The organism is Micromonospora sp. WMMC273 (assembly GCF_027460285.1).
Lineage (GTDB): Bacteria > Actinomycetota > Actinomycetes > Mycobacteriales > Micromonosporaceae > Micromonospora > Micromonospora aurantiaca.
Window position 1 is genome coordinate 703,762 of the sequence record NZ_JAPZBE010000001.1, and the last position, 24,434, is coordinate 728,195.

General features: G+C 72.3%; 23 protein-coding genes and 1 pseudogene. 13 read left to right on the forward strand and 11 right to left on the reverse strand.

The features are described 5' to 3' along the window. Positions 1-9: 9 nt before the first annotated feature. Positions 10-963 carry a S41 family peptidase gene (locus O7611_RS03475; protein WP_269696191.1) on the reverse strand — a complete coding sequence of 318 codons (954 nt, stop codon included), beginning with the start codon at positions 961-963 and terminating at the stop codon, positions 10-12. Positions 964-1,041: 78 nt separating this feature from the next. Here O7611_RS03475 and O7611_RS03480 point away from each other — a divergent pair, with 78 nt between their 5' ends. From O7611_RS03480 to O7611_RS03500, 5 genes are all read left to right on the forward strand, one after another. Beyond that, on the forward strand, positions 1,042-1,539 hold the full coding sequence (locus O7611_RS03480; RefSeq protein ID WP_194799473.1) for an ArsR/SmtB family transcription factor: 498 nt from the start codon (positions 1,042-1,044) through the stop codon (positions 1,537-1,539). A gap of 122 nt (positions 1,540-1,661) precedes the next feature. Beyond that, positions 1,662-3,941 (forward strand): putative bifunctional diguanylate cyclase/phosphodiesterase, encoded by a 2,280-nt coding sequence (locus O7611_RS03485; RefSeq protein WP_269696192.1) that lies wholly within the window; start codon positions 1,662-1,664, stop codon positions 3,939-3,941. 130 nt (positions 3,942-4,071) lie between these two features. After that, positions 4,072-4,704: a hypothetical protein gene (locus O7611_RS03490; RefSeq protein WP_194799474.1), complete on the forward strand. Its 633-nt coding sequence runs from the start codon at positions 4,072-4,074 to the stop codon at positions 4,702-4,704. A gap of 107 nt (positions 4,705-4,811) precedes the next feature. Continuing rightward, positions 4,812-5,570, forward strand: a complete 759-nt coding sequence (locus O7611_RS03495; RefSeq protein WP_194799475.1) for a MerR family transcriptional regulator — start codon at positions 4,812-4,814, stop codon at positions 5,568-5,570. Positions 5,571-5,597: 27 nt separating this feature from the next. Continuing rightward, the gene (locus O7611_RS03500) at positions 5,598-5,882 is read left to right on the forward strand and encodes a putative quinol monooxygenase (RefSeq protein ID WP_194799476.1); all 285 of its coding nucleotides are present in this window, start codon (positions 5,598-5,600) and stop codon (positions 5,880-5,882) included. A gap of 6 nt (positions 5,883-5,888) precedes the next feature. On the opposite strand, the gene O7611_RS03505 is transcribed toward O7611_RS03500, so the two are convergent. Both O7611_RS03505 and O7611_RS03510 read right to left on the reverse strand, forming a co-directional pair. Continuing rightward, positions 5,889-7,397 (reverse strand): GntT/GntP/DsdX family permease, encoded by a 1,509-nt coding sequence (locus O7611_RS03505; protein ID WP_194799819.1) that lies wholly within the window; start codon positions 7,395-7,397, stop codon positions 5,889-5,891. A gap of 21 nt (positions 7,398-7,418) precedes the next feature. Beyond that, the gene (locus O7611_RS03510) at positions 7,419-8,960 is read right to left on the reverse strand and encodes a gluconokinase (protein ID WP_194799477.1); all 1,542 of its coding nucleotides are present in this window, start codon (positions 8,958-8,960) and stop codon (positions 7,419-7,421) included. 265 nt (positions 8,961-9,225) lie between these two features. On the opposite strand from O7611_RS03510, the gene O7611_RS03515 reads away from it, so the two are divergent. Further along, positions 9,226-10,380: a hypothetical protein gene (locus tag O7611_RS03515; RefSeq protein ID WP_269696193.1), complete on the forward strand. Its 1,155-nt coding sequence runs from the start codon at positions 9,226-9,228 to the stop codon at positions 10,378-10,380. Positions 10,381-10,386: 6 nt separating this feature from the next. Here the strand turns inward: O7611_RS03515 and O7611_RS03520 are convergent, their stop codons facing one another. Beyond that, positions 10,387-10,956 carry a hypothetical protein gene (locus O7611_RS03520; protein ID WP_269696194.1) on the reverse strand — a complete coding sequence of 190 codons (570 nt, stop codon included), beginning with the start codon at positions 10,954-10,956 and terminating at the stop codon, positions 10,387-10,389. A gap of 108 nt (positions 10,957-11,064) precedes the next feature. Between O7611_RS03520 and O7611_RS03525 the strand changes: the two genes are divergently transcribed. Next, entirely contained in the window at positions 11,065-12,276 is a 1,212-nt protein-coding gene (locus O7611_RS03525; RefSeq protein ID WP_194799480.1) for an aminoglycoside phosphotransferase family protein, read from the forward strand. Here O7611_RS03525 and O7611_RS03530 read toward each other — a convergent pair. Continuing rightward, entirely contained in the window at positions 12,273-13,133 is an 861-nt protein-coding gene (locus O7611_RS03530) for an AraC family transcriptional regulator (protein ID WP_194799481.1), read from the reverse strand. The genes O7611_RS03525 and O7611_RS03530 overlap by 4 nt on opposite strands. A 102-nt stretch (positions 13,134-13,235) precedes the next feature. Between O7611_RS03530 and yidD the strand changes: the two genes are divergently transcribed. Then, entirely contained in the window at positions 13,236-13,625 is a 390-nt protein-coding gene (yidD, locus tag O7611_RS03535; RefSeq protein ID WP_269696195.1) for a membrane protein insertion efficiency factor YidD, read from the forward strand. Between the two features lie 41 nt (positions 13,626-13,666). Here the strand turns inward: yidD and O7611_RS03540 are convergent, their stop codons facing one another. Beyond that, entirely contained in the window at positions 13,667-14,401 is a 735-nt protein-coding gene (locus O7611_RS03540) for a YqjF family protein (protein ID WP_194799482.1), read from the reverse strand. Positions 14,402-14,432: 31 nt separating this feature from the next. Beyond that, on the reverse strand, positions 14,433-14,798 hold the full coding sequence (locus O7611_RS03545; RefSeq protein WP_269696196.1) for a VOC family protein: 366 nt from the start codon (positions 14,796-14,798) through the stop codon (positions 14,433-14,435). A gap of 383 nt (positions 14,799-15,181) precedes the next feature. On the opposite strand from O7611_RS03545, the gene O7611_RS03550 reads away from it, so the two are divergent. Next, the gene (locus O7611_RS03550; protein ID WP_269696197.1) at positions 15,182-17,035 is read left to right on the forward strand and encodes a hypothetical protein; all 1,854 of its coding nucleotides are present in this window, start codon (positions 15,182-15,184) and stop codon (positions 17,033-17,035) included. Between the two features lie 12 nt (positions 17,036-17,047). Then, positions 17,048-17,299, forward strand: a complete 252-nt coding sequence (locus tag O7611_RS03555; RefSeq protein ID WP_194799485.1) for a hypothetical protein — start codon at positions 17,048-17,050, stop codon at positions 17,297-17,299. Here the strand turns inward: O7611_RS03555 and O7611_RS03560 are convergent. After that, positions 17,277-18,209 carry a hypothetical protein gene (locus tag O7611_RS03560; RefSeq protein WP_194799486.1) on the reverse strand — a complete coding sequence of 311 codons (933 nt, stop codon included), beginning with the start codon at positions 18,207-18,209 and terminating at the stop codon, positions 17,277-17,279. The two genes, O7611_RS03555 and O7611_RS03560, sit on opposite strands and share 23 nt — an antisense overlap. A 112-nt stretch (positions 18,210-18,321) precedes the next feature. Between O7611_RS03560 and O7611_RS03565 the strand changes: the two genes are divergently transcribed. Then, a complete protein-coding gene (locus O7611_RS03565; RefSeq protein ID WP_194799487.1) occupies positions 18,322-20,481 on the forward strand; it encodes an MMPL family transporter in 2,160 nt (719 codons plus the stop codon). A gap of 22 nt (positions 20,482-20,503) precedes the next feature. Here O7611_RS03565 and O7611_RS03570 read toward each other — a convergent pair whose 3' ends face one another. Beyond that, positions 20,504-21,166: a response regulator gene (locus O7611_RS03570; RefSeq protein ID WP_194799488.1), complete on the reverse strand. Its 663-nt coding sequence runs from the start codon at positions 21,164-21,166 to the stop codon at positions 20,504-20,506. Then, the gene (locus O7611_RS03575; protein ID WP_269696198.1) at positions 21,163-22,332 is read right to left on the reverse strand and encodes a sensor histidine kinase; all 1,170 of its coding nucleotides are present in this window, start codon (positions 22,330-22,332) and stop codon (positions 21,163-21,165) included. Before O7611_RS03575 ends, O7611_RS03570 begins: the two co-directional genes overlap by 4 nt. Before the next feature lie 224 nt (positions 22,333-22,556). On the opposite strand from O7611_RS03575, the gene O7611_RS03580 reads away from it, so the two are divergent. Further along, complete coding sequence (locus O7611_RS03580; RefSeq protein ID WP_269696199.1) at positions 22,557-23,057, forward strand: DUF1772 domain-containing protein; 501 nt, start codon at positions 22,557-22,559, stop codon at positions 23,055-23,057. Further along, entirely contained in the window at positions 23,054-23,521 is a 468-nt protein-coding gene (locus O7611_RS03585; protein ID WP_269696200.1) for a hypothetical protein, read from the forward strand. Before O7611_RS03580 ends, O7611_RS03585 begins: the two co-directional genes overlap by 4 nt. A 44-nt stretch (positions 23,522-23,565) precedes the next feature. Here O7611_RS03585 and O7611_RS03590 read toward each other — a convergent pair. Beyond that, positions 23,566-24,416, reverse strand: a pseudogene (locus O7611_RS03590) (IS5 family transposase). Positions 24,417-24,434: the final 18 nt, after the last annotated feature.

A 24,434-nucleotide genomic window follows, 5' to 3' on the forward strand; every position in this document is an offset into this window, starting at 1 on the left:
CGGCGCGGCTCAGCCCAGGGCGGCGAGGGCCGTCCGCGTCTCGGCCGCCGTCGGCCGGTCCGGGTCCGCCGCCAGCAGCGCCTCCAGGCTCCGGCGGTACGCGACGTCGTGTGCCCGGTCGGCCGGGGTCTCCACGTCCGGGGCGACGCCGGAGCCCTCCCAGTTCGTGCCGCTCGCCGCGTGCACGGGCCGGGCCACCGGCACCGTCAGTTCCAGGTGCTGGTGCAGCCGGTGCCCGATCCGGGGGTGCGCGCCGCCCCGGGTCGGCTCACCGACCACTGTGGCCCGCCCGAACTGCTGAAGGTCGTACGCCAGCTCCTCGCCACCGGAGAACGTCGCAGGGCCGGTGAGCACGTGCACCGGTTTGTCCGGGGCGTACCGGGGGACCGGCAACCAGGCGGCGCTCCAGAACTGGCGGGTGGCGCCGGAGCGTTCGTGCATGGTGTGCAGGTGCGTCGGCTCGGCGAAGAACCAGCCGCAGATCAGCGCCACCCCGTCCGGGCTGCCGCCCTCGGTGCCGCGCAGGTCGAGCAGGAGCGCGTCGGTGCCGGCGAGCAGCCGCAGCGCGGCGGTCAGCGCGTCGCCGGCCAGGTCGGGCGGGAACACGTACGGCTTGATCTCCAGCAGCCCGACGTTGCCTGGTAGCCGTTGCACCCGGGTCACGCCGCCCATGCCGAGCGCGGCGAGGCGCGCGAAGTGCTCCCCGGTCGGGTCGTCGGCCTTGTCGGACAGCGGCTGCTCGTGGTGCTTGAGCCGCAGGTGCAGGTCGCCGTTTACGGACTGGAGGTCGGCCGTGACGAGCGCGCCGAGCGTGGCGGCGTCGCCCGCCTCGGCGTACGCGCCGGCGCGCAGGCCCGCGCGCAGCCGGCCGGCGACCCGGTCGGCGACGTCGGGCAGGACGTACTCGTCGGCGACCAGGGCGGCGGCCCGTTCGACGGTGGCGGTGATCTGGTCCGGATCCATCGAGGCCCCGTTCTCGTGGTGGGTGAGAAGTAGAACAGCCGGTTGACAAAAGCGTCAAGAGGACTAGACGCTTTGGCGGTGACCGACGATCCGCTGGAGATCCGCGAGCCGGCCCAGTTCAAGGCGCTGGCCCACCCGTTCCGGCACCGGTTGCTGTTCGCGCTCGGGGCCGGACCCGCCACGCTCAGCCAGCTCGCCAGCCGCCTCGGCGCGGCGAAGGGCACTGTGGCCCACCACCTCGGGGTGCTGACCGAGGCGGGCATGGTCCGCCCGGCGCACAGCCGGCAGGTCCGGGGCGGCACCGAGCGCTATCACGAACGCACGTTCCGCCGCCTCGTCGGCACCGACACCGACGCCGGCGCCACCGCGGCCCTGCTGGGCGCGTACGCCGAGGAACTCGCTGGCGACCCCGACCCGCTCGTGCACCTGCGGCACCTGCGGCTCACCCCGGCCCAGGCCCGGCGCCTGCGGTCCACGCTGGACGAACTGGTCGGCGAGGCCGAGGAGGCGCCGCCGGGGCAGCCGCGCTACGGCGTGCTGGTCTCCCTCTACCGGCATCCGCCTGCGGTCCGCTGACCGACAGTCGTCGACCCTGGCGGCCGTCCCCGGCGCTGGCTAGGCTTGCGCCGTCCGGTCCTCGTCGTCGAGGGTGCACGTCTGGAAGAGAGCCGGAGCGCATCGTTGTATCCCAGCACGACGTGAGCCTCGCCGCCGCGGCGCCGGCCCGTCATCCGCTCGTCGGCCGTGTCGGACTCGTCGCGGCCGCTGTCGTCGTACTCGGGGAGATGGCCTGGCTGGCCGCCCGGCTGCCCGGCGCGGCGCTCGTGAGCGACGTCGGCGCGATGGCGGTGTCGAGCTGGGCGGCGGTTCTCTGCGTCGGCGCGGCGCGACGTCAGCCGGCCACGTTGCGCCGGTTCTGGGAACTGCTCGCCGCCACCATGATGCTCGCCGCGCTCGGCCGTGCGGTGTGGACCGTGGAACGGCTCGGCGGGCTCGGCCTGCCCCACACTCCGCTGGTGGCGGGCCTGTTCGCCGCCGGCATCGTCACCGGCACCGGCGCGCTGCTGTGCGCCCGCACCGGCCCGCGTAGCGTGATCGGCCGGGCCCGCACCCTGCTCGACGGGGTGATCGTCGGGCTGGCCCTCATCCCGATCGGCTGGGTGGTGGTGTTCCACCGCATCACCGACGCCGAGCTGGCCGACCCGATGCGGACGTTCGGGCTGCTCTACCCGATGTTCGACCTGATGCAGCTCACCATCCTGGTCGCGGTGGCCGGTCCGGGCCGGCCGATGTGGCGGGCGCTCACAGTGATCGGGGCGGGCCTGGCGATCCGGTCCGGCGCGGACGCCGTCTACGTATCGCTTGTCGCACGCGGCGACTACACGCCCGGGCACCCGGTCGACGTCTGCTGGCCGCTGAGCTACCTGCTGGTCGGCCTGGCCACCCGCTATCCGCCTCCGTCCGACGGGGACGGCGAGGACGACGTGGTCGACTCGCCGCTGCCGCCGTGGTGGCGGGTCGCGTTGCCGTACCTGCCGGTGGGCGGCGCGATCGTCGCGGTCCTGCTGTCGCGGCAGCCCAGCGGGCAGACCCCGCAGGTGGTCTTCGTCGGCATGATGGGCCTGCTCGGGGTGCTGGCGCTGCGCCAGGGGCTGGCCGCGAACGAGAACCTGCGGTTGGTCGGCCGGCTGCGCCGGCTCGCGTACTCCGACCAGCTCACCGGCCTGCCCAACCGCCTGACGTTCGTCCGGCGGCTGCGTCGGGCGTTGCGCGCCGGCGGCCCGGTCGCCGTGGTGCTGCTCGACCTGGACGGCTTCAAGCAGGTGAACGACAGGTTCGGGCACGCCGCCGGGGACCGGCTGCTCACCGCCACCGCCGAGCGCATGCGGGACGCGGTCGGCCCGGACGGGATGATCGCCCGGCTCGGCGGCGACGAGTTCGCGGTGCTGGTGGCGGGGGAGCGCCAGGTGTCACCGGAGCGGCTCGCGGTCCGGCTGCTGACCGCGCTGGAACCGCTGCCGGGCGAGGAGGACCTCGGTGTCCACCCGTCGGCGAGCATCGGCATCGCCGAGTACGGGCCGCAGCACGCCTCGCACACCGACCTGCTCCGCGACGCCGACATCGCCATGTACGCGGCGAAGGCCGCCGGCAAGGCCGCCTACCGCACGTGCACGCCGGAACTGCGCGAGTCGGCGGTCAGCCGGGCCGAGCTGATCGCCGACCTGCGCCGGGCGGTGGACGAGGGCCAGTTGCTGATGGAGTTCCAGCCCATCGTCGACCTGGACACCGGCACGGTACGCAGCGCCGAGGCGCTGGTGCGCTGGCGGCATCCCCGCCTGGGCGTGCTGACCCCGGCGCGGTTCCTGCCACTGGCCGAGGAGACCGGGCTGATCGTGGCCATCGACAGGTGGGTCATCCACGAGGCGTGCCGGGCGGCGGCCACCTGGCGCGAGCACGCGCCCGACGTGACCGTGGCGGTGAACATCGCCGCTGCCCACCTGTGCCGGCCCGACCTGATCGCCACCGTCACCGGCGCGGTCGGCGCGGCCGGTCTGCCGCCCCGCGCGCTCACCCTGGAACTGACCGAGTCGGCGCTGATCGAGGGCAGCGAGTCGGTGCTGGACCGGCTGTCCCAGCTGCGCGACCTGGGCATCCGAATCGCTATCGACGACTTCGGCACCGGCTACTCGTCGCTGAGCTACCTGCACCGCATCCCGGCCACCGAGCTGAAGATCGACAGGTCGTTCGTGTCCCGGCTGGACGCCGGCGACGCCCGCGCGTACGCCACAGTCGAGATGGTGAACCGGCTGGCCGGCGCGTTCGACCTGGCCGTGGTCGCCGAGGGGGTGGAGACCGTCGCGCAGCACGCGGCGGTCACCGCGATCGGCTGCCGGCAGGGTCAGGGCTGGCGGTACGGCCGCCCGGCCGCCCTGCCGGACCTGCTTCCCGCGCTGTCCGGCGCGGGCGCCGGGCGCTGACCGGCCCGGGTCCACGGGGGCCGAAGGTCCCGGACGGGACAGGGGATTCGACCCTGCTCACCGGCGGTCCGCCACCGCCATGATAGTTCTCGTCAACAAGACGAACACACCCTCCACACGGGAGCTTGATATGAAGCGACGGACTCTCGACCTGCTGTTCAGCATCGGTGGGCTGGGCCTGGCGGTCCTGCTGCTCGTCGTCGGCGTCGTCCTGACGACGAACGCCAACTTCGCCAACGACTACGTACGCAGCCAGCTCGGCGAGCAGAACATCACCTTCACCCCGGCGGACAAGCTCTCCGACGAGGAGAAGAAGTCGGACTGCCTGCGCGAGTACGCCGGCCAGAAGATGACCACCGGCAAGCAGGCCGAGTGCTACGCCAACGAGTACATCGGCCTGCACCTGAAGAACATGGCCGGTGGCAAGACCTACGCCGACCTGGGCGAGCCGCAGAGCGCGCTGCGTGAGCAGGTGGCCCAGGCCGAGCAGAGCAACGCCGCCAACCTGGCCGACCTGCAGAAGCAGCTCGCCGAGGTGACCGCCCAGCGGGAGACCGTGTTCAAGGGTGAGACGCTGCGCGGCCTGCTGCTCACCTCGTACGGCTTCAGCGAGTTCGGCCGCAAGGCCGAGCAGGGCGCCCTGGCCATGTACCTCGGCGCGGGCCTGCTCCTGCTGCTCTCGGCCGCCGGCCTGGTGCACGCCGTCCGCACCCCGCCGAATGCGACCTTCGCCGCCCCGGAGAAGGAGAAGGTCACCAACTGACCGCACCGACGACGCCCCCGGCCGATCATGGTCGGGGGCGTCTTGCTGTCCGGCTTGACCCTCACGCAGCGGGAGGCGGGAGTCTTTGTCGCGGAAGGGAGGGAACCATGCCGTACACGGTGGGACAGGTGGCGCGGGCGGCCCGGGTGACGGTCCGGACGCTGCACCACTACGACGAGATCGGGCTGCTGCGGCCCAGCGGGCGCACGCCGGCGGGCTACCGCCGCTACGAGGAGGCCGACCTGGACCGGTTGCAGCTCATCCGGTACTACCGCGAGCTGGGGTTCCCGCTGGAGGAGATCGCCGAGATCCTGGACGATCCGGACTCCGACCCGGTGGCGCACCTGCGCCGGCAGCACGAGCTGCTGTCCGGGCGGATCGGGAAGCTGCAGGAGATGGTCGCGGCGATCGAACACGCGATGGAGGCGAGGACGTTGGGGATCCAGTTGACGCCGGAGGAGCGGTTCGAGGTGTTCGGGGACTTCGACCCGGACGAGCACGCAGAGGAGGCCGAGCAGCGCTGGGGCGGCACCGAGGCGTACCGGCAGTCGCAGGAGCGCGCGGGCCGCTACTCGAAGGAGGACTGGCTGCGCAACAAGGCGGAGAACGAGGACTGGGGGCGGCGGTTCGCCGCGCTGATGGAATCGGGCGCGCCCGCTGACGGCCCGGAGGCGATGGCGCTGGCCGAGGAGCACCGGCAGCTCATCACCAAGTGGTGGTACGACTGCTCGTACGAGATCCACACCGGCCTGGCCGACATGTACGTGGCGGATCCGCGGTTCACCGCGTACTTCGAGGCGCTGCGGCCGGGGATGGCCGCGTACCTGAACGAGGCGATCCACGCCAACGCGATCACCCGGTCCTGACCGGGAGCGGGTGGCAGGATGGCCGGCATGCTCATCGTCGCCGGCACCCTCTACGTCGATCCGGCCCGGCGGGACGCCTACCTGGCGTCCTGCGAGGCCGCCGTCCGCGCGGCCCGGGATGCGCCCGGCTGCGTCGACTTCGCGGTCAGCGCCGACCCGGTCGAGCCGGGCCGGATCAACGTCTACGAGCGGTGGGAGTCCGACGAGCAGTTGCTGGCGTTCCGGGGCTCCGGCCCGGAGGCCGAGCAGGTGGCGGAGATCCTCGGCGCCGAGGTGCACAAGTTCCGCATCTCCGGCGTCGAGGCTCCCTGACCGTCGCTAGATGAAGACGTCGAGCAGTAGGACGCCGAGGAAGCCGACCACCGAGATGATGGTCTCCATCACCGACCAGCTCTTGATGGTCTGCCCGACGGTCAGCCCGAAGTACTCCTTCACCAGCCAGAAGCCGGCGTCGTTGACGTGGGAGAAGAACAGCGACCCGCAGCCGATGGCCAGCGCCAGCAACGCCACCTCGGGGCCGGCGAGCGTGTCGGCCAGCGGCGCGACGATCCCGGCGGCGGTGATGGTGGCGACCGTGGCCGAGCCGGTGGCGACCCGGATGCCGACCGCCACCAGCCAGCCGAGCAGCAGCGGCGAGAGGTTCGCGCCGTCGGCGGCGTTCGCGACCAGGTCGCCCACGCCGGCATCGACGAGCACCTGCTTGAAGCCGCCGCCGGCGGCGACGATCAGCAGGATGCCGGCGATCGGCGGCAGCGAGCCGCCGAGGAAACCGGAGACCTGGGTACGGCTGAAGCCGGACCGGTAGCCCAGGAAGATCATCGCGAAGATGACGCCTGCGAGCAGGGCGATGATCGGGGTGCCGACGATGTCCAGCGCCTTGCGGCCGGTGGTGTCCTCGCCGAGCGTCAGCTCGCCGATCGCCCGCAGCAGCATCAGCACCACCGGCAGCAGCACCGTCACCACTGCCGCCCAGAGCGCCGGGGAGCGGCGCGAGCGCCGTCCGGCCGGCTCGTCGATCGCGCCGCCGGGCCGTCCGGTGCCCGGGTTGACCAGGTCGTCCTCGGTGACCAGGTCGCCGTCGGCGTCGAGCCGCCCGTCACCGGGCCGGGTGGGGCTGCGGTCATCGGTGTCGCGCCGGGTCGGCAGCAGCTCGGCCGGTGCGGTGGCCGGCACGTACCGGGCGATGAAGTTGCCGAAGACCGGACCGGCGATGATCACCGTGGGAATCGCCACCAGCAGGCCCAGCGCCAGCGTCTGACCCAGGTTGGCGCCGAGCGCGTCGATCGCCACCAGCGGGCCGGGGTGCGGCGGCACCAGGCCGTGCAGCACCGACAGGCCGGCGAGCGCGGGAATGCCGATCTTGATCAGCGGCACGTTCACCCGCAGCGAGACGAGCAGCACGATCGGCACCAGCAGCACCACGCCGACCTCGAAGAACAGCGGCAGGCCGATGAGTGCGGCCACGCCGGCCATCGCCCAGGGCAGCGCGGTCCCGGAGACCCGGCCGACCACCCGTTCCACGATGCCGTCCGCGCCGCCGGACTCGGCCAGCAGGCCGCCGATCATCGCGCCGAGCGCGATCAGCAGGCCCACCCCGCCGACTGTGGAGCCGACGCCGCCGCTGAACGAGGTGACGATCTTGTCGACGGGTACGGCGGCGACCACGCCGAGCACCGCGGCGCCGAGGATCAGCGCGAGGAACGGGTGCACCTTGCCCCACGCGATGAGCAGCACCACAGCGGCGATGCCGAGCAGGGCCGCGAGGACGAGCTGGGTGTCACCGGCGTTCGTGAGCGGTTCCGCCGGTGCGGCGAGCAGTGTGACCACGGCTGTCACGCCCTTCGGTCGTCAGCGGGGTGGTGCGGTGGGTGGTGGTTCCGGCGGCAGGCTCGGCGCCATCCGCCGCAGGGACGCGAACGTGGGTACGAGCGCGTCGTACAGCTCGGAGAAGAGCGGAAGCAGTGCCGCGTACGTGGCGGCGGAGGCGGGATCCGGGCGGACCGTCTCCTCGATCCGGACCAGGTCGGCGGCGACCTCGATCGATTCGATGAGGCCGAGCGCCTGCATGCCGAGCAGCGCCGCGCCGAAGCCGGACCCCTCGTGCCCGGCGGGGAACCGCACCGGCATGCCGAGCGCGTCGGCGAGGATCTGCCGCCACAAGGCGCTGCGCGCGAAGCCGCCGCTGGCGCGGACCTCGCGTACCTCGTTCCCGGCCGCCCGAACCGAGGCGAGGACCAGGGCGAGCTGCTGGCAGACGCCCTCCAGCGCGGCCCGGACCAGGTGCGGCCGGCCGTGGCCGTGGGTCAGCCCGACGTACGCGCCGCGCGGCAGCGCGCTCCAGTGCGGTGCCCGCTCGCTCAGCAGGTACGGCAGCATGATCAGCCCGCCGGAGCCGACCGGCGCCGTGGCGGCCAGGTCGAGCAGTTCCTCCTCGGCGTGCTCGCCCAGTTCGGGGGCGAGCGCGTCGTTCGCCCACTGGAGCACGATCCCGCCGTTGTTGATGGCGCCGCCGACCACCCAGCGGTCCTCGGTGAGCGCGTAGCAGAACACGCCGCCGAGCGGGTCCACGCCGGGGCGTTCCACCATCACCCGCATCGCGCCGCTGGTGCCGATCGAGCAGGCCACCACGCCGGGGCGTACCGCGCCGAGGCCCAGGTTCGCCAGCGGCCCGTCGCCGGCGCCCACCACCAGCGGGGTGTCCGCCGGCAGCCCGGTGGCGCGCGCCGCCTCGGCGGTGAGCCCCGGCAGCACGTGCGTGGTGGGTACGAGCTGGGGGAGCTGCTCCTCGGTGATGCCGGCGATGCGCAGCGCCTCGGTGTCCCAGGCCAGCTTGTGGATGTCCATCAGGCCGGTGGCGGAGGCGACCGAGTGGTCGGTGACGAGCGCGTCGGCGAGCCGCCGCAGCACCAGATCCTTGATGCCGACCCAGTGGGCGACCCGCTCGTGCAGTTTCGGTTCCTGCTCGGCGAACCAGACCAGCTTGGGCAGCGGCGCCATCGGGTGCACGGGCGTGCCGGTGCGCCGGTGCAGGGCGAGCCCGGACGGCGCGGCCCGAAGGCGTTCGGCCTGCGCGCTCGCGCGGGAGTCGGCCCAGGTGATCGACGGGGTCAGCGGGGTGCCGTCGGCGTCCAGCCCGATCAGGCTGTGCATGGCGGTGCTGAACGACAGGCCCGCCACCGGCCGGCCCAGCTCGTCCACCACCGCACGGATCACGCCGAGCACGGCCTGGTAGATCAGGTCCGGATCCTGCTCGGCCCAGCCCGGGTTCGGCTCCTCCAGTGGGTAGCCGATCGAGTGAGTGGCCAGTTGCCGGCCGGTGGTGTCGAACGCGACGGCCTTGGAGCTGGTGGTGCCGATGTCCACACCCACCACCACGGCCGGGTCGCCCACCGGTGCACCTCCTCGCTGCCCGGGGCCGCGCTCCGCCCCGCCGTCGTGGCTGACGTTACCGACGTGCCCTCGCGCGCGCATGACGAAGCGGGACCGTCCGGAACCGTTGGCACGGAACGTGAATCGACGCGCGAGTTTTCGCCGATTGTGTAGGTCAATCAGCCGATCGGTCTAATTGGCGACTTTGGCGTGTCTTGGTACCCATCCCGCGTCGTTGACATGAACGACACCCCGATTGGTGGGCTCGCGCGGCGGAGGAGTCGGCGTGGCGAAGACTGATTCGACGGGTTCCACATGGCGGTACCGGTGGGCGCACCGGCAGAACGAGCGTCGGCAGCGGGCCTTCCGCGCCGCGGACGAGGCGTGGCGACGCCGCGACGAGGAGCTGCGCCGCCTGCGTACGCTCGCGGTGTCCTTCCACGGCTCGGCCCAGGCGGGCGTCGGCCTGCCGATGGAGCTGGCCCCCGGCGAGGTGGTCTTCTGGACGCTCCCGGCCGCGCAGCTGGTGGAGGTGCGGCACACCGCCGTGCTGCCCGCCCCCGAACTGACAGTCGACCCCGACCCGCCGGTGCTGCGTCCACGCCGCCCCGAGGGCGTCAAGGTGGTCGACGCGGGGCTCGGCGTGCTCACCAACCGGCGTCTGGTGCTGCTCGGCGGGCGCGGCCGGCGCGACTGGGCGTACGGCCGGATGACCGGCCTGTCCCACGACCCCGGCGCGCCGGTAACCCTGATCCAGGTGCTGGACCGGCGGCGTACCTCCGGGTTGCTGCTGCCCACCGGCGCGGTGGCCGACTTCCGGTTCACGCTCACGCTGGCGTTCGCCGACGCGATCGAGCAGCGCGCGGCGGTCGTGGCCGAGCTGGACGAGCTGATCGCGGAGCACACCGCGGCGCGGCCCGAACGTCCGGCCGTGCTCACCCCGGCCCAGGCCCGCATCACCGCGCTGGTGCCCGGCGGGCGGCGGACGGTGGCAGTCGGCGCGGCGCTCGCGCTGATCGTGCCGGCGATGCTCGTCGAGTCCAACCCGCCCACCCGGGCCGGCTCGGAGCGCGCCGCCGCCGCGACCCCGGCGGCCACCGGCACCCCGGCGCCGCAGCACGTCGCGCCCGCCGTCCAGGTCCGGCCCACGACCAGTCCTGAGCCGTCCCGCGCCCGTCCCGCGCCGTCGCGCGGCACGCCGCAGCCGCCGGTCGAGCGCCGCTGCGGCGCCCCGGTGAACCCCTTCGGGTACGACTTCTGCGGCGGCCAGCGGATCCGCCGGCCGGCTGCCGGGGTGTGCGACTGGTTCGAGTGCGTACCGGGGTTCTGGTCCGATCGCGGCTGGCTGGTCCAGTGCCGCGACGGTGCGGTCAGCCGCACCGGCGGGCAGCGCGACGTGTGCGCCGGTCACAAGGGGTTCCGCCGGACCGTCTGGCGGTGACGCCGGTCAGGCCACCGGGCGGGGCGTGACACGCAGCGGCAGCAGCCCGGCCAGCACCAGCGCGGCCCCGACGGGCAGCAGGTCGAGGTTCACCGCGATGGCCAGGAACCCGGCGAGCACCAGCACCGGCGCCCACACCGGCAGCAGCCGGGCCGCCGCCGCCCGGTACAGCAGCACCAGCAGGCCCAGCTCGAACAGCAGCGGTCCGCCGTACAGCACCAGGCCGGGCGTGGGCACCGCGTCGGCGAAGCGCGGGAACAGGTCACCGAGGATCACCCAGACGAAGGCGGCGGCGCCGACCAGACCGGCCGGCGCTGCCACGTCGTCGAGCGTCCGCAACCGCGACGACCGGGTACGCAGCAGGCCGTGCAGCCCGACGATCAGCGCGGCGAAGCCGAGGACGCCGAGCAGGAACAGGGTGTGGCCGGTGTTCCAGGCCCAGGCGCCCTTGTCGCTGTGCCCGTCCAGGCGGTCGAGCAGGCGCAGCAGGCCGTAGCCGAGCAGCAGCGCCGCCGACGCCACGGCGACCGGGCGCACCCACTGGTACGGGCGTGTACGGGAATCGATGAGGCTCATCGTCTCAGCGTTCCGCCCACCGGTGCGCGGGGCATCCGGGTCCGGTCCCGCACCGGACCCGGATCAATCCGCTCGCCTCCCGTAGGGGTGCCCGGATACCGTCCGGCCGTGTCCCGCACCGTCACGCTGGTCCTGCTCGACGCGGCCGGCCGCCCGCTCGGCGCGCTGCCGCCGCTCGGCGTACCGGAGCCGTGGTGGCAGGAGGTGCACTCGATCGTCGGCACCGTCCGGCGGCGCCACGGGCTGGAGGTCGCCGTGCTGCGGCTGCTCGACGCCGATCGTCCCGCGCCGCCGGGCGGCCACGTCCGCTACCTGGCGCAGGTGGTCGACCCTCGTGCCGCCTTCCTGGAATCGGCCGTCGACGTGCCCGCCGTACCCCTGGAACCGGCGACAGTGGACCTGGCGCCGCATCCGCTGCGCCAGCCGTGGGCGGAGGCCGGCGGCCCGGCCCGCAGCGTCGCCTGGGCGACCGGCGAGCTGCGCCGGCTCGGCCGCCGGGTGACGGCGGTGGCGCAGCAGCGCACCTGGAACCTCTCCGCCATCTGGCGCCTGGACACCGACCAGGGCCCCACGTGGCTGAAGCAGCTCCCCCCGTTCGCCCGCCACGAGCCCACGGTCCTGGCCTTCCCTGTTGGCACGAACTCCTTGATCAACGGGCCGGTGGTGCTCGCCGCCGACGGGGAGGGGCGGATGCTGTTGGCGGACGTGCCGGGGGAGGACCGGTACGGGGCCGGGGAAGGGGAACGGGCCGCCGTCGCGGCGGAGCATCACGCGGTGCAACTGCGGGCGTGCGGGGTCGTCGGCGATCTGGTCGCGGCCGGGGTGCCCGACCTGCGCGGGGAGGGGCTGGCGGGCTGGATCCGGGAACGGCTCGCCGGGCACGACGTGTCGGCCGCCGCCGGCCTGCTCGACGGGCTCGATCGGCGGTTGTGGCGGGTCGGCGACTGCGGCCTGCCGGACACGCTCGTGCACGGCGACCTGCACCCCGGCAACGTGCGCGGCGACGACCGGCACCGGACGGTGATCGACTGGGCGGACTCGTTCGTCGGCCATCCCGCCTTCGACATCCTGCGCCTCACCGAGGATCTCGACGCGGACGCCGCCGCCCGGCTGGTCGACGCGTGGGCGCGGCGCTGGCGGGCCGACGTGCCCGGCAGCGACCCGCGCCGGACCGTCGACCTGCTCCGGCCGGTCGCGCCGCTGCGGCTGGCCGCCGTGTACGCGATGTTCCTCGCCGCCATCGAGCCGGGCGAGCATCCGTATCACGTACACGACGTGCCGGCCGCGCTGGCGCGAGCGGCGGCGGTGGCGCGCCTCTAGACCCGGCGCACCGGGATCCACAGCTCCGCGTCGGCGGTGCCACCGTCCTCGGCGACACGGACCCGGGAGATCTCCGGCCCCGGACGGGTCTCGTACGGGTTGGACGGGAACCACGACGTGAACACGGCCCGCCACAGGTGCTGCACCGCCACCGGGAACGCGCCGGAACTGGAGAACACCGCCCAGTCGCCGGCCTCGACCGGCAGGCTGCGCAGGTCGTCCGGCACGTCCGTGCCGGTGACCGCCGCGTACCAGTAGTCCAGCTCGGCGCCCTCGTCACGGGCACCGGCCAGCTCGGCGCTGACGTTGACGATCCCGTGCGGCTCCTGGTCGGACAGCGCCTCGATGCGGCGGACGGTGGCCGGGTCGATGCCCCTGACGAACGCCACGATGTGCGGGTTCATCCCCTCGTGGACGAGCGGCACCCGCGCCGTCAACCCGGCGAGCCGGAAGGCGTCCTTGGTCACGATCCGGTAGTCCATGCTGGTGTTCCCTTCGACGACGAGCCGGAAGGACATCCGGGGCTGGGACCGCAGTACCGCACCGGCGTGCCGGGCCTGCGTCGGCCCGACGCCGTGCACGGCCCGGAACGCGCGGGCGAACGCCTCGTTCGAGCCGTACCCCCAGCGGACCGCCACGTCGAGCAGCGATTCCCGGCCGGCGAGCACGTCGGCGCCCGCCAGCGTCATCCGGCGACGGCGCACGTACTCCGACAGCGGCAGCCCGGCCAGCGCCGAGAACAGCCGGCCGAAGTGGTGCTCCGACACGCCGGCGATCCGGGCCAACTCGGCCACGTCGAGCGGCTGGTCGAGCCGCTGTTCGAGGTGGTCCAGTGCGGCGTTGAGCCGATCCAGCACCCGTTCTTCCCTCCTGGTGACGCCTTCGACGCTAGGTTCCCGGCCGACCGCCGACCCGATCACACCGGACCCGGTCCGGTCGCCTGATCGACACTGGCGAGCGTGTCGCATCATGACGTGGTGATCTTCCGGAAGCGGCACCACAAGAAAAAGAAGAGCCGGGACTGGTGCAACTGCGACGTGCCCACCTGCGACGGTCCGGGCTGCTGCGACCTGGGCCTCTTCTCGATGCTGCTCACCCTCGGCTCGGTGACGGCGGGCGTCGTCCGGCGACCGGCCGTGGACCGGGCCGGCCGGGCCGCCATCCTCGGTTACCGGCGCTGGCTGTCGCACCGCTGGCCGGCGACCTGTCGCTACACGCCCACGTGCAGCGCGTACGGGCTGGCCGCCGTGGAGCGGTACGGGCTGGCGGTGGGCGGCCGGATGGCCGCCGACCGGGTACGCCGATGCCGTCCCGACGTGCCGCACGGCACCCACGACCCGCTGCGCTGACGCCGATCGCCCGCCGGTGCGCCTCGCGCGTCGGCCGGCGGTCATCCGGCCGACGTTGGGCGGCCGAAGACGACAGGGACGCCGGGGGAGTAGAGCACGCTCACCGGTGGCCCGTCCGGTGCCGGCACGCCCCCGGCGGTGACCAGTTCGTCGTCCAGGTGCAGCAGTTCGGCACGGTGCAGCGGCCACTGTGGATGCCAGTTCGGCACGTGCAGGGTGCTGCCGTACGCACGGGTGTGCAGTCCCCAGCGGGCGGTGAGGAAGTGTTCCAGCGGCGTCGGCTCGGGAACGGGCGCCCCGACGCGTACCGTCATCCGGCTCGTCGTGCCGGCCGGACCGGGCCAGCGACGGCGGCATCGGTAGGTGAGCGTGTCACCGGACCGGTCGAGCCGCATCGCCGACCACTTGTACGGCAGGCGCAGGCTCAGCTGCGCCACCAGCACGGGCACCAGCCGGGACGCGTCGAGCGAGCGGAACACGACAGCGCGCCGCCCCGAGCCGTCGACCGAGTAGAGCCGGACGTTCGTCTCCCAGAAGGTGCCGAAGTAGGGCACGCCCGGACCCCGCCCGAGCCCCAGCCCGACCATCCGGAAGCCGATCAGCCCGACGTAGGTGAGCCCGTCGAACGTGTCCGGCCGGGTGCCTGCGGGCAGCAGCGGCGCCACCCGTTCCGGCGGGACCGCCCAGTGCAGGAACGTCAGGTCGTGCCAGCGCTGCGCCAGCCAGGCCCGGCGGATGGCGCGTACCGGAGCGTGCTCGACCGGCTCGATCTCCACCGGTCCATCCTGCCTCGCCGACACAACGGACTCACTCCGGGCGGTGGCAGACCGCCTCGACGTTGTTGCCGTCCGGGTCGCGGACGAACGCGCCGTAGTAGCCGGCGTGGTATTCCGGCCACTCCTTCGGCGCGTGCAGGACCTCCGCGCCCGCTGCCACCGCCGCGTCGTGGAACGCCCGCACCGTCGCGCGGTCGGCCGCGGTGAACGCGATGTGCACCGGCACCGGCGTGGCGCCGGACGGGGCGGGCTCCACCCAGAAGTCGGGCGCCTCGACGCCGTAGCCGATCGGGCCGGGCTCCATCAGCCGACGCGCGCCCAGCGGGGCCAGCACCGTGTCGTAGAAGGCGCCGCTGGCCGCCAGGTCGCGCACTGCTACGGAGAAGTGGTCGAGCACGTCGCCTCCCGTGGTCGTCGATGACCGCGTCAGGCTACGGGCTCTCTACGACACTTCCCCCCGGCACCGGAACCGCAGATCCATCCGCTCATGTGCTGTCGCATACGCGACAGCGCGCGGGCGGGCGTGAAGGAGCCAATGTCCCTTGTCAATCCCGACCAGGCGGGTTGAAACGGGCGCGCCTTCCCGCTGTGCCTGCAGGACGGACCGAAGCGTCCGTTGACATTTATGTAGTGGTTGGCACTATGGACGTACGGAAGTGCATAAGACCGCAGAGGTGAACTGCACTCGGTGGCCGGTCAGGGCCTCCAGGTGCCGAAAACCGGGGAGCGTGGCCTATGGCATCAGATCTTCCGGAGGTCAGCCGATCCGAGGGATTCGGCATGCTGCCTAAGCGACTCGCCTTCTTGGCGGTGACAGCGCTCCTCCTGCTGTTTCTCTTCGTCGCGCTGGTGGAGTTTCCGTGGGCGAACCTGGCTGTGCACATCATTTTCGGATTCCTGGCGGCGGGCGCCGGCCTAGCGCTGGCGCTGCTGCGGGAAACTCCCAATCTCAAAGCAATGGCACCCGGTGCGCCCGTCGCTGAATCGCCGAGCCGGGAGGAGATACAGGAGGCCGCGAGTTATGTCGCCCGCAACTACGACCCATATGCGATCGCCTGCTTCATCAACCTCTTGCTCGATCCGCCACGCTCGCTGGCGAGGGTCCACGACGAGGTCGAGCCGAGCGGGCGGATGCTCCGTGTCAGGACGACGCTGCAATATCGGATCGACTTGCCGCAGCCGGCCCATCGACCCAACTACAGCGACGAAACCGGTTCGCCCGAGCACGTCGGCGCCGATCCCCGTTCGACGGCAGCGGAGGGCGGCGAACGAGGTGGACGAGGTGCGACCGGTGTACTGATCCCCCTGGTGACTGCGCGGAAGGGTTTGCTGTTCGACCTGGTGAGTGCCACGGACGCGAAAGGGGAGACCATCCCTGTTCTTTCCCAACGGGAAGTTCGCGGCCTCACCGCGCTCGCGATCGAGTCCCTCTTTCTGCTGGCTCGGCAGGAGACGGGTCAACATCTGAGCTCCCCCGCACTCAGGAAATCTGACCGCGACATCATGGCCCGGGTCATCGTGGCGATCTGCCGGCCTGCTGCGGCTCCGGTCGGAGTCGGCGGGACGAGACCGACGGATGCCCCCAAATCAGCATGGGAAGAGGTTCAGGATGCGCTGAAGCAGATCACTGGCCTCAGCGAGGAGATCTCCCCGGTCTGGCGAGACAAAATTCTCGACATCTGTAAGGTGCTCGCCAAGAGTTATGTTGTGGTCGGCGAGGTGCCGGTTCCGGAGACGATGAACGTCCTGGTCACCTACAGCTCCCTCTATTCGCCCGAAAGGATGCATGTCAGCCCGTATGAGAAGCTGAGGGCTCGTTTCGGCTTGGCGCCATTTACGCTCGACGTACCGATGACGCGAGCGCTCCAAGCAGACAGCTACCATTTCGAACTGCTTGCCCCGGCGGGTTGCTATGTCTTCAGTCATCATCTCGAGGTGTTGGGTGGGCGAGACATACTTCGTCAACGCCATTTCAAGATCAATGGGTTTCAACAGTATGTCCGGCTCCACCACGAGCAGGCCCGCCCCGTGGCGCATCTGTACGTCCGCCGACACGGGCGCTGGGGCGACCTGAGGTCCATCGCCCCTGGCGAGCGCGTGTCCTGGGACTTCAAATCGATCGTCTACCTGCGAGAGATTCCGCCGGGCGCGCTAGGCAACGCAGCGACTCTCGCCACGCTGACCGCTATCGTTCTTCTCTTCTTCACGTTGTCCCGCGCTGGTCTGGACAACGCAGCGGCTGCCGTCGGTCTGCCCGCGCTCGTGCTGGCGCTGCCGGCGTTTGTCGCAGGCGCCTTGGGCCGAGGACTCGACCAGGAGCGGGTCGGCCGCGCTTCGCTCATTGCGTACTTCGGCCTTCAGTCGGTGATGTTACTTTCGTTCGCAGGCGTGCTGCTGTACGTGCTCGACGCCGCGAAACGCCTGCCGACCGAGGTTGCCCTGAGTCTGGCCGGGCTTCCACACACGATCCATAGCGACGTCCTCTGGTTGGGGCTGTCCTTCCTGGCGCTGGTCGTCGCGACCTTCCTGATTCGGCAGCGCCAGCAAGCCACGAGGTATTACCTGAAGGCACAGGAGCGAGCGGTGGCCAACAAGCACGTTGAGCCTGGCCATTCAACTAACGGCACGGATTGACGGAGGTGCGGCTTGGAGCAGAACGAGGAGTGGGGCGACGGGCGTCTTGTCGTGCGACGGGCAGAAGTGCCAGACAGTGACATCGTGGACATGACCGTGGTGACCACCCGAGCGCAGCACCTTGCGCTCAATGCGATCGTCTACGCACTGGTGGACCGGATCAGAGAGGCAGACGCGGCCAGTATCAGCCATTATTCGCTGCCGAATCCGACGGTGACCGGCGCCGACGGTTGGCAGGGCCTCACCTCGGAAGGCGGCAAGTAGCTCGTCGCCGCCTGGCGGTGTCCGCGACGATCAGCAGGCCGGGCGCCGCGCCGAGCAGCCAGATCACGCCCACCGGCCAGTGGATCATTTCGCCGACTGCGCCTCGGATCTCCGGCACGTCGCCCACCACGTAGGACGCCTCCGGGTCGCTCGTGCGGCAGTCGAGCGTCCACGAACCGGGTGTCGGCACCCGCACTGTCGCCACCCAGGAATAGACGGCGGCGTCGCTGCCGTAGTCGCCCGGCGGGACGGAGACCGGCTCGGCCGCCCGCACCTCCGAGCCGTCGCCGGTGACGCGGCAGTCGGCGTTCGCCGGGGAGAAACCCAGCGCGAAGATCCCGTACGCCCCGGCGGCCGGCGCCGTGAACCGGCTCGCCGACGTCACGTAAGGGCCCACGCCGCCGTACTCGTGCGGGGGGTGACCGGTCGTGCTGTCCTCGGCGCCGAGCCGTACCGCGGACTGCGCCAGCAGCGCGCCGAACACGACGGCGAGCCCGCCGACCAGACAGCCGCGACGCGACGCCGGGCGGGCCCGGTGGGGCAGGCGCCCGCCGGCGGCGTACCCGATGAGCGCACCGGCCACCGCGAGCGCCGCACCGCCGAGCAGCGCCCGCCCCCAGCGGGCCTCGCCGGTCAGCGGCACGACCCACCGGAAGAACGCGAGCGATACCGCGAGAAGCGCCGTCGTGACCAGCGTGGACACGCCGACGGCGGCGGCGGGGCGCCGGGGTTGCCGGGCCGCGAGCACGGCGGCGAGCAGCGGCGACGCGAGCACGGGCCACCACAGTGCGGTGGAGAGCGGCTGCTTCTCCTCCCACCTGTGGGTCCACTCGTAGACGACCAGTGGGGCCGGCACCGTCGCCACCAACCAGGCCGTCAGCGCTCCGGGACCGGGCAGCCTCGCGCTCATCCGTCGATCCTCGACCACCCGGATCATCGACGAAAGTCCGCGAGCCGTCCGAAAGGGATTGCTCACGCAGCGTAGGATCGCGTGCGACACAGCCGAACACACGGGGGAAACGATGTTCGAGCGCCTGGGCAGATTCGTCGTGGGCAAGGCATGGTGGGTGATCGGCGGCTGGGTCGTCGCCGCGATCGCGATCATCGCTGCCAGTCCTTCGCTGAGCGACATCACCTCCGCGGACCAGGAGAGCTTCCTGCCGCGTTCCTACGAGTCGGTGCAGGCCACCGAGCTGGCCGCGAAGTCGTTCCCGCAGGCCGCCACCGCCACCGCCACAGTCGTGGTCAAGCGCAGCGACGGCAAGCCGCTCACCCCGGCCGACGAGGCGCGCGTGGGGCAGCTCGCCACCGCGCTCAAGGCCCGGAACATCCCGCAGACCTCCGGCTACCTGACCGGCCCGCAGGCCGTCGCGCCGGACAAGTCGGTGCAGGTGGTCACCGTCGGTCTCGACGCCGACAGCCCCGACGACCCGCGCCTGCTCGACGCGGTACGCGACCTGCGCGCCGCCCTCGGGCCGGACCTGTCCGGCAGCGGCCTGACCGCCGGGGTGGCCGGCGACGTGGCGAGCTTCGTCGACAACGAGGACACGTTCAACGAGGCGTTCGCGGTCGTCGGTGTCGCCACCATCGTCCTCATCATCGGACTGATCCTGATCATCTTCCGCAGCCCGATCGCCGCGCTGCTGCCGGTGGTGGTCATCAGCGTCGTCATGTCCGTCACCACCGGGCTGGTCGCGGCCGCCGGCAAGGCGTTCGACCTCAACGTCAGCCAGGACCTGCAGACCATCCTGCTGATCGTGCTGTTCGGCATCGGCACCGACTACATCCTGTTCCTGCTGTTCCGCTACCGCGAGCGGCTGCGCGCCGGGGACGACAAGCGCACCGCGATGGTCGTCTCGGTACAGCGGGTCGGCGAGGTCATCACCTCCGCCGCCGGTGCGGTCATCGTGGCGTTCCTGGTGCTGCTGCTCGCCTCGCTCGGCTTCTTCGGGTCGCTCGGCCCGGCGCTCGCCATCGCCGTCGGCGTCATGCTCGTCACCTCGCTGACCCTGATCCCGGCACTCGTGTCGCTGCTCGGCCGGTGGGTGTTCTGGCCGTCGAAGGCGTGGCAGCGCCCGCCCAAGGCGACCCTGTCCCGGCGGCTCGGCGCGGTGGTCGGACGCCGCCCGGCGATCGTGGCAGCGGCCTCCGGCGCACTGCTCGTGGCGCTCGCCGCCGGGGTGCTCGGCTACAAGGCCGACTACGACTTCGGGGCCGGCTTCCCGCAGGACACCGAGTCGGCGCGGGCGGCCCAGGACCTCCAGCGCGGCTTCGCCGCCGGGGCGCTCGCGCCCACCGAGGTCTACCTGACCACCGGCGACGGCACCCCGCTCACCGAGCAGCAGGTGAACGACTTCGCCGCCGCGTCGGCACGGGCACCGGGCGTCGGGCAGGCGCAGCCGCCGGAGCGCAGCGCCACCGACCCGAGCGTCGTCCGGATCAGCCTGCTGCTGAACGAGAACCCGATGTCGAACGAGGCGATCACGCTCGTGCGCGACGACCTGCGAAAGGCGGTGCACGAGGCGGCGCCGCCGGGCACCAGGGCGCTCGTCGGCGGCACCACGGCGATCTTCGCGGACATCAACTCGGCGAACAACAGGGACCTGTCGGTGATCCTGCCGGTCGCCGCACTCCTGATCGCGATCATCCTGGCGCTGCTGCTGCGCAGCCTCGTCGCGCCGGTCTACCTGGTGATCGCGGTGCTGCTCAACTTCGCCGCCACGCTCGGCGCCACCGTCTACGTGTTCCAGGGGCTCCAGGGCAACCCGGGCGTGACGTTCCAGCTGCCGATCATCCTCTATCTGTTCGTGGTGGCGATCGGCACCGACTACAACATCCTGATGATCGCCCGGCTCCGCGAGGAGGCGCGCGAGGGCCACGAACCGCACCAGGCCGCCGCGATCGGGGTGGAACACGCCGGCCCGACAGTCGCCGCGGCCGGGCTGATCCTGGCCGGCACGTTCGGGGTGCTGATGCTCGCGCCGATCTCGTTCCTCCAGCAGATGGGCTTCGCGGTGGCGATCGGGATCGTGCTGTCCGCGTTCGTCATGTCGATGTTCTTCGTACCGGCGCTGACCGGGCTGATCGGCCACAAGGCATGGTGGCCGGGACACGGCGACGAACGCCGCAACGGCGGCGGCCGGCACGCGGCACCCGAGCCGGCGGACGCGGCGTCGACCTGACTGTGACCCGCCCCGGCGCGGCTCAGCCCTCGCCGGGGCGGACCAGCCCGCTCTCGTACGCGATCACGACGAGCTGCGCCCGGTCGCGGGCGTTCAGCTTCTGGAGCAGCCGGCTCACGTAGGTGCGGGCGGTATCAGGGCTCAGGAACAACGCCTGCCCGATCTCCGTGTTCGATCGTCCGGCGCCCACCTGCGCGAGCACGTCCCGTTCCCGTGCGGTCAATCCGGCCAGTCGCGCCGGGTCGGCCACCGGTGAGCGGGCCGCCGCGGCGAGCACCCGCCGGGTCACCGCGGGGGAGAGCAGCGCGTCGCCACCGGCCACCGTCCGGACTGCGTCCCGCAGGGCGTCGGGCGGGGTGTCCTTGAGCAGGAAACCGGCCGCCCCGGCGCGGATCGCCTCGAACAGGTACTCGTCGTCGTCGAACGTGGTGAGCATGACGACCTGCACACCGTCGAGCGTCGGGTCGGTCAGGATCCGCCGGGTCGCCTCCAGCCCGTCGCCGCCGGGCATCCGGACGTCCATCAGCACGATGTCGGGCCGCTGCTCCCGTACCACCGCCAGGCCGCTGCCGCCGTCGCCCGCCTCGCCCACCACCTCGATGTCCGGCGCCCGGTCGAGCAGGGCGCGCAGGCCGGTGCGGACCAGGTGCTGGTCGTCGACGAGAACGACGCGGATCGGGCTCACGCGGCGACTCCCGTCAGTGGCAGGTGGACCGACACCCGGAAGCCGCCGCTCGTGCCGGGTTCGGCGCTGCCCGTTTCGATCGTGCCGGTTTCGACGGTGCCGCCGAGCAGGGCTATCCGCTCGGCCATGCCGCGCAGGCCCTGGCCCGTCCCGTCCCCGGCGGGCGGGCCGCCGCGACCGTCGTCCACCACCTCCAGCGTGAGCCGGCCGGGCGTGGCGCGGACGGTCACGGTGACCCGGGTGGCCTCGGCGTGGCGCAGGACGTTCGTCAGCGCCTCCTGCACGACCCGGTAGACGGTGCTGCCCACCACCGCCGGCAGCGTGTCCACCGAACCCTCGATCCGCAGGTCGACCGCCAGCCCACCCCGGCGTACGCCGTCCACGAGCGCCGCGAGCTGATCGAAGCCGGGGACCGGTTCCCGTGGCCCGGGTTCGCGGCGCAGCGTGCCGAGCGTGGCCCGCAACTCCGCCATCGCGCTGCCGCTCACCGACCGGATCGCCGCCAGCGCGTCCTCCGCCTGCGCCGGATCGCTGTCGGCGAGCGCCTCCCGGGCGACTGCGGACTGCAACGTGATCACCGAGATGGTGTGCCCGAGCGTGTCGTGCACCTCCCGGGCGATGCGCAGTCGCTCCGCCTCGACCTGACGGGCCGCCTCCCGATGGCGCTCCTCGTCTGCGGCGACCGCCTGCCGGACCAGGGCCGCCCGCAGCGACCTGCGGTTGCGTACCGCGTCACCGAGGGCGATGACGGCGAGCAGCAACGCCGCCTCGGAGCCGAGTTCCGTACCGACGACCACCGCGATGTCGTCGCCCTCGGCCAGCCGGGCGACCACCGACACGGCCAGCAGGCTCCCGGCGACCACGGCGGCCGGGACGACACGCCCGCGCTCGGACGCCCGGTAGAGGACGGCGGCGGCCGGGGCGGCCACCCCGACGGGCGGCAGGTCCAGCGCGTAGTACCCGAGGATCACGACCGCCGTCGCGACCAGCGCCGGCAGCGGCCACCGCCTGGCGCACAGCACCAGCCCGCCGAGCACCGCGCCGACCACGACCGCGAGCGCCGCGCCGCCGGGCGACTGCCGGTCGGCCGCCACAGCCACCGCGACCAGGCCGAGCGTGGCCGCCGCGAGCAGCACGTCGGCGCGGGTGGGCGAGGTGTCGGACACGCCTTCGAGCCTAGGTCCGCGCGGACCCTCACCGCTGTCGTCCGCAGGCGTCAGGGACGACCCCGAGGCGTACGCCGAGAAGCGACACCCGGTCGCGCGGCCACGCGGACGACGGTCGAGAACTGCCGACCTAGCGTCGATGGCGTCCCCGAAACGTGAGGAGAACCCTCGTGGTACGCACAAGACTGACCTGGCTCGCCCTTATTATCATGGTTTGGGCATCGATGATGTCGTTCGGCGGGGTCGCCGCCGAGACCGTCATGCTCTACCCGAACATCTTCAACGACGCGCCCGCCTCGCTCGACCGGGCCCGTGAGTTCCTCGTCCACGGCGGCCCGCACGACTACTTCCCGCCGCTCGGCGCGTCGGTGATCCTCAGCAGCGTCGCCGCCACGCTGCTCACCTGGCGCGACCGGCGGCTGCGCTGGTGGGTCGCCGGTGCCACCGCCGTCTTCGTGGTCTGCGAGTTCCTGTTCTCCGCCGTCTTCTTCTGGCCGCGCAACGAGATCATGTTCGTCGACCCGCCCGGGACGCACTCGGCGGAGTACCTGCGCCAGGTCGCCGCCGAGTTCGTCGCCGGTCACTGGGTGCGCCTCGCCGGAGGTGCGGTGACGGCAGTCCTGGCGTTCGTCGCGCTGCTGAAGTTCGTGCGCTCGACCGCGTCTGTTCCGCAGTCGGCACCCGCTTTGGCACCGGATTCCGGGTCGGCGGGGGTGACCCGATGAGCGCGGGTCGCCGTACCCTCGGGTTCTCCTGGCCGGCGCTCGTCGCGCTGGCCGCGCCGGCCGCCCCGCGCGTGGCGCTGCACGACCTGGGCGTGGTGCCGGAGGGCACGATCATGGCCGCGCTGCTCGCGGTCGGGCCGCCGCTGTGCTGGGTCGCTGCCGTGCTGTGGCGGCGGGCGCCGCGCCCGTTCCTGACGATGGTGGTGATCGGGGCGCTGTACGGGGCGTTCCTGGCGGTCGGCCACCAGGTGTTCTGGGACTCGTCGCTGGGGATGGACGCGCCCGGGCTGGCCGGGCTGGAGCCGGAGGCGCGGGAGGCGTTGTTGCGAGGCGCGGCGGTGATGTCGAGCCTGGTCACCGGCACGATGGTCGGAGTGATCGCGGGTGGGGTGGCAGTGCTGTCGTCCCGGGTGCTGCCAGCCCGACGTCGTGAGCAGGCCGACGCCTCGCGTCCGCTCGCCTGACTTGGCAAGCGGACGGAAGCCTCCTAGGCCGCGTCTTCAAAGGTTCACAACCATTGGAGTAGTGCGGCGATGGTGACCGTTGCCTGGTACGACGTCGCGGTCTTGTCATAGCGGGTGGCGACGCTGCGGCACTGCTTGAGCCGGTTGAAGCAGCGTTCGACGACGTTGCGCCGCTTGTAGAGCTGTTTGTCGAACGTCGGTGGCCTGCCGCCGCGGCTGCCTCGCCTGCGGCGGTTTGCCTGCTGGTCGGCGCGCTCGGGGATGGTGTGCCCGATGCCGCGTCGGCGCAGGTCGGCTCGGATGGCCTTGGAGCTGTAGCCCTTGTCAGCGATGACGTGATCTGGTCGGACGCGAGGTCGACCGGGCCCTGGGCGCTCGACGCGGATGGCGGCCATGACGTGGGCGAATCGGGTGCAGTCGTTGACGTTGCCGCCGGAGAGCACGAACGCCAGCGTCCGGCCCGAGCCGTCGCAGGCGAGGTGGATCTTGGTGGTCAGTCCACCTCTACTTCGACCGAGGGCGTGATCTTGTGGTTCGTCCGATTCCCGGCGCCCCTTTTAGCGCCGGCGGCGTGCTGGTGGGCTCGCACGATGGTCGAGTCGACCGACACCAGCCAGTCGATGTCCCCTGCCGCGTCCGCGTCGGCCTGGACCCCGGCGAGCATCCGCTCGAACGTGCCATCGAGTGCCCACCTGCGGAAACGGGTGTAGATCGACTGCCAGGACCCGTACCGGGCCGGCACGTCCCGCCACGCCGCCCCGGCCCGGATCTTCCACACGATCCCGTTGAGCACCCGCCGGTCATCGGCCCGAGGCCGACCACCGGTCACCGCCGACGGCAAATACCTCGACAGCGCTTCCCACTCGACGTCAGACAACTCGTAGCGACGACCCACGCGCTACATCATCCGACA

Bases quoted from the DNA above. Each gene is read 5' to 3' on its own strand.
- O7611_RS03475 (WP_269696191.1), bottom strand. From the start codon at position 963: ATGGATCCGGACCAGATCACCGCCACCGTCGAACGGGCCGCCGCCCTG.
- O7611_RS03490 (WP_194799474.1), top strand. From the start codon at position 4,072: ATGAAGCGACGGACTCTCGACCTGCTGTTCAGCATCGGTGGGCTGGGC.
- O7611_RS03495 (WP_194799475.1), top strand. From the start codon at position 4,812: ATGCCGTACACGGTGGGACAGGTGGCGCGGGCGGCCCGGGTGACGGTC.
- O7611_RS03500 (WP_194799476.1), top strand. From the start codon at position 5,598: ATGCTCATCGTCGCCGGCACCCTCTACGTCGATCCGGCCCGGCGGGAC.
- O7611_RS03520 (WP_269696194.1), bottom strand. From the start codon at position 10,956: ATGAGCCTCATCGATTCCCGTACACGCCCGTACCAGTGGGTGCGCCCG.
- O7611_RS03550 (WP_269696197.1), top strand. From the start codon at position 15,182: ATGCTGCCTAAGCGACTCGCCTTCTTGGCGGTGACAGCGCTCCTCCTG.
- O7611_RS03560 (WP_194799486.1), bottom strand. From the start codon at position 18,209: ATGAGCGCGAGGCTGCCCGGTCCCGGAGCGCTGACGGCCTGGTTGGTG.
- O7611_RS03565 (WP_194799487.1), top strand. From the start codon at position 18,322: ATGTTCGAGCGCCTGGGCAGATTCGTCGTGGGCAAGGCATGGTGGGTG.
- O7611_RS03580 (WP_269696199.1), top strand. From the start codon at position 22,557: ATGATGTCGTTCGGCGGGGTCGCCGCCGAGACCGTCATGCTCTACCCG.
- O7611_RS03585 (WP_269696200.1), top strand. From the start codon at position 23,054: ATGAGCGCGGGTCGCCGTACCCTCGGGTTCTCCTGGCCGGCGCTCGTC.